Origin of the sequence: Allobosea vaviloviae (genome assembly GCF_001298265.1) — a bacterium.
In the GTDB taxonomy this organism is placed as follows: domain Bacteria; phylum Pseudomonadota; class Alphaproteobacteria; order Rhizobiales; family Beijerinckiaceae; genus Allobosea; species Allobosea vaviloviae_B.
On sequence record NZ_LGSZ01000083.1, the window covers coordinates 1 to 3726 of the forward strand.

The 3726-nt window shown below is 56.4% G+C and carries 6 protein-coding genes; 4 read left to right on the top strand and 2 right to left on the bottom strand.

Annotated features, from left to right (window positions below; genetic code table 11):
• Positions 1 to 100 precede the first annotated feature (100 nt).
• Positions 101 to 598 (top strand): hypothetical protein, encoded by a 498-nt coding sequence (locus AE618_RS25375; RefSeq protein WP_054211863.1) that lies wholly within the window; start codon positions 101 to 103, stop codon positions 596 to 598.
• 197 nt (positions 599 to 795) lie between these two features.
• Here the strand turns inward: AE618_RS25375 and AE618_RS27615 are convergent, their stop codons facing one another.
• Positions 796 to 1050: a helix-turn-helix domain-containing protein gene (locus AE618_RS27615; RefSeq protein WP_082365578.1), complete on the bottom strand. Its 255-nt coding sequence runs from the start codon at positions 1048 to 1050 to the stop codon at positions 796 to 798.
• A gap of 108 nt (positions 1051 to 1158) precedes the next feature.
• Between AE618_RS27615 and AE618_RS25380 the strand changes: the two genes are divergently transcribed.
• The 3 genes from AE618_RS25380 to AE618_RS28285 all read left to right on the top strand — a co-directional run bounded on the left by AE618_RS25380 (position 1159) and on the right by AE618_RS28285 (position 3216).
• Positions 1159 to 2127, top strand: coding sequence for an IS1595 family transposase (locus AE618_RS25380; RefSeq protein ID WP_054211864.1), 969 nt, complete (start codon positions 1159 to 1161; stop codon positions 2125 to 2127).
• 208 nt (positions 2128 to 2335) lie between these two features.
• Entirely contained in the window at positions 2336 to 2551 is a 216-nt protein-coding gene (locus AE618_RS25385) for a hypothetical protein (protein ID WP_054211865.1), read from the top strand.
• Between the two features lie 68 nt (positions 2552 to 2619).
• Positions 2620 to 3216, top strand: coding sequence for a hypothetical protein (locus tag AE618_RS28285; RefSeq protein WP_156330489.1), 597 nt, complete (start codon positions 2620 to 2622; stop codon positions 3214 to 3216).
• On the opposite strand, the gene AE618_RS25390 is transcribed toward AE618_RS28285, so the two are convergent.
• On the bottom strand, positions 3209 to 3658 hold the full coding sequence (locus AE618_RS25390; protein WP_054211866.1) for a hypothetical protein: 450 nt from the start codon (positions 3656 to 3658) through the stop codon (positions 3209 to 3211). The genes AE618_RS28285 and AE618_RS25390 overlap by 8 nt on opposite strands.
• Positions 3659 to 3726: the final 68 nt, after the last annotated feature.

The window sequence follows — 3726 nt, forward strand, 5'->3', positions numbered from 1 at the left end:
CCCAACAATCTCAGGGTTCAAGTGAGAACATACACAGAAAATTGGATCTCAGAGAATTTGGAGCTTCACAGAGAATGTGCGGTGACGTAGGTAAGGTGTCATGAGCACAGACCTCACATTGATTCGCCGCCGGCGCGCTGAGATCGAAGGCGAGATAACCCGCCTGCAAACCCGCGTCCAAGAGCTTCAGGCTGACTACCGCGATCTCGCCATCGCAGAGCGAGTCATCGCAAAACTGACCGGCGACGCCGGTGGGACGCCTAGCGCGAGTGTCGAACAACCTTCGGCGCGCCCTAGCGGCGGCAAGCCGGACGGAACGCCAAAAGTAACCGATATGATCGTTTCCGTCCTGGAAGACGCTCGTAAGGAAGGGCTCCGTGGATTGGAGCCGAAGGACATGGCAACCCGGATAGCGCAGCGTTGGTGGCCGGATGTTCGGCCGGACGATGTGAACGGGATCGCGTGGAGAATGTGGAAGCGAGAGCATCTCGTGAAAGACGATGCGGTCTACATGCTTCCCAAAAAGGAAGAAGCCGCTGACGCCAACCTTGCAGGGGGAACGTCAACGGCTTCTGTAACAGGCGACGCATCCGAATGAAGCGACGCCGCAGGAGAAAGGTGCAGCAGATGCCGCCGCCTTAGCGTTCGCGGGTCGTCCGGGGAACCGGGCGGCTCGCGCCTACGGGGGTAGATGGTCGGGCTGACGGCTTCCCACCTACAGGCCCAGGGGTTCGTGTCCCCTTACCTCCACCATAGCCCGTCGTGCCGGAGACCGGCGCGGCGGGCACCCATTTTCTAGCTGATTTGGGGCGCCCCGTCCATACCCTCAGCGTTTTTCGTTGAGGTCGCACAAGTGATTCCGCTGTCAGGGAAATTGATCCCTGCCGCTTCCAGAGCACGCTTCATCGCATTCAAATTGTTGGCGATGGGTACGCGGCGCCCTTTTTCGTAATCGCGCACGGTCGAGAGCGAAACGCTTGCAGCGCTCGCTAACTGGTCCTGCGTCCAATCTAACCACCCGCGCGCGGCGCGGCTCTGTTCTGGCGACATACACGATGACTAGTGATAAAAGGTTTTTCAGTCAACCCCAACGATATCCGTTGACATCACTGATTTCCATGAATACCACTGACGTCAACGATAATCGTTGGCGTGGGCATGGCACAGCATTTCCTCCTTTCAGCAGCGGCCCGCACCCTCTCTCTGGTGACGGTTGCGCGCATGTCGGACGACGAAGCCCATAGCGCGTTCCGTCAGATCCGTTGGTGCGACACTGGCGGAGAGCCGGTTTGCCCGCGCTGCAACTGTGGTGCGGTCTACACGTTCAAGACCCGCAAGCTCTACAAGTGCAAGGCTTGCACGCATCAGTTCTCAGTCACGTCCGGCACGATCTTCGCCAGCCGCAAGCTGGCTATCCGTGACTACCTCCTGGCCATCGCGATCTTCGTCAACGGCGCCAAGGGCCATTCGGCCTTGCAGCTCTCCCGCGACATCAACGTCCAGTACAAGACAGCCTTCGTCCTGACGCACAAGCTGCGTGAAGCGATGTCTGCTGAAATGGCTGACATGACCGTCTCTGGCGAGGTCGAGATCGACGGCGCCTATTTCGGCGGCCACGTTCGCCCGGCCAACTTCAAAGAGAACCGTGTCGATCGCCGCCTCGCCAAAAACCAGAACGGCAAGCGTCGTGTCGTGGTCATCATGCGCGAGCGCGCGGGCCGCACGCTGCCGTTCGTGTTCAAGTCTGAGGGCGCCTCGCTGCCGACCATCGGCCAGCGCGTGCAATCAACTGCAACGATCCATGCTGACGAAGCGCTGCATTGGGACGAGCTGCACACGTTCTATCTGACGAAGCGCATCAACCACAGCGAGTGCTATTCTGACGGCCAGTCCTGCACCAACATGGCGGAAAGCTTTTTCTCCCGCCTGCGTCGCGCCGAGATCGGCACGCACCATCACATCGCCGGCCCGTACCTCAACGCCTACTCGTCAGAAATGGCGTGGCGGGAGGACCACCGCCGGGGGAGCAACGGCGAGCAATATCTGATGGTGGCCAGCGCGGCCCTCACGCACCCTGTTAGCCGGAATTGGAAGGGCTACTGGCAACGGAGCATTCACCACGTATGAATGTTAAGCATTCATTTACCTTAAACCCCTTGCGGAACCGGGACGACCAACGCTATCATGGAACCTGTCAAGGGCCTTGACTTCGAATTTTTTTCTGCTAGGCGACCGGCGCGTGTCTTTAAGCGGACACCTTTTGCGCCTATGTCCGCTCCTGCGGAACAAAAGAGATCGAATGCAGGTTCCGCCCTGGATTATATGGAGAGCCAACATGACCGAGCGTGACAAGTTCCTAGCTCGGCTTGGCGAAGCCCGTGAAGCGGGTCTGGTGGACGTAAAGTTCTTCTTCCACCCGACTAGGGCGGTCAAGCCGGAAGAAATTTTTTCGTCTCTCAACGAGATTGACGAGGCGGTGAAACACGGCCGTTGCGTTCGTCATTCCAAATGGAATGGCGACGAAGCTGTGGACGCCGCGCGTACCGCTTGACGGCTAAACGTCAACGGAACTATCTGTAAAACAGGCGAGATTCCCTCGCCTGTTTTTTTGTGTGGGCGATGCTTAAAACGGTTTGCCAAGTATCGTCGGGTCTACGCAAAGAACTTGGCGAAAAATACTATAATTTAGAGAACATTGTGTACGCGGTTGAGGCCTACTCACCGATCGACGAAGTGTATTACGTTGGCTACAACGTCCCCGCCAAGAACCCTATATACGGCCAATTCTTTAAATTTGTGCAGACGCCAAATTCCTATGCTTCTGCAAAAACGGTGGTTGAGATAAGATACGCTCTTCATTTAGATACCCAGTGGCGGCGATTTATTGTATGCAAAGAAATGTGCCACGCTCTGGACGCTGATGAAGGTACGCATTCGGCGACAGACAGGTCAATCGAAGCAATTGTAAGCGGGTTCTCATTAATGAGCGCCCGGCAAGAATTCTTGGATAATCCTTTAAAAGCCATGACGGCTGAGATTTTAGCAGAAATAGGTGCGGTTGAATTGCTGTGCCCGCTTGAAGTTAGATCAAGAATTATTACTGAAGCTAATGGTCAATATGAAAAATACTGTGATGAATTTGGAATTCCTCGGCAAATCGCAAGTCTCGCTTTTAACGAGAATATAATTGCTTCTGTAAGGACGATGATTACCTAATATTAGGCTTGTAGTGTCCTTGCGCCGACCACATCCGAACACCATCGCGCTTGCCTTCTGAGGCAATCAGCCCGCGCTTTAGCCGCATGCTCAACGCCTGCACGACGCGATGGGCGACGGTGCTGCGGAGCACCTTGTCGCTTTCGTCCATGCCCTTTGCCCGCATGACGCGCACAGCAAGCTCTCGCGTGTCCAGAGGCGATTCAATCGCCAGCGCTTCATGGCAGAGCTTTCCGATCTCGCGGGGCCGGAACAGCCGCCCAATGTCCATGTAGACCGGGAATTGAAGCGGCTCGTCTCCCACCTCGAATAGCCGGATGGTGGCGGCGATGTGTGCCAGGTCGCGGCGTGCCGTCTCTAGCTTGTCTTCGTAGGCCTTGATCGCGTCGTTGATGGCGTCGCGGCGGCGGCGAAGGGTGAGCAAAACGTTGGGGTCTGACATCAGAAAACACTACCCCAACGACTCTCGTTGAGCTAAGTTGATTTAGGTGAGCTTGCTACCTAATGCCG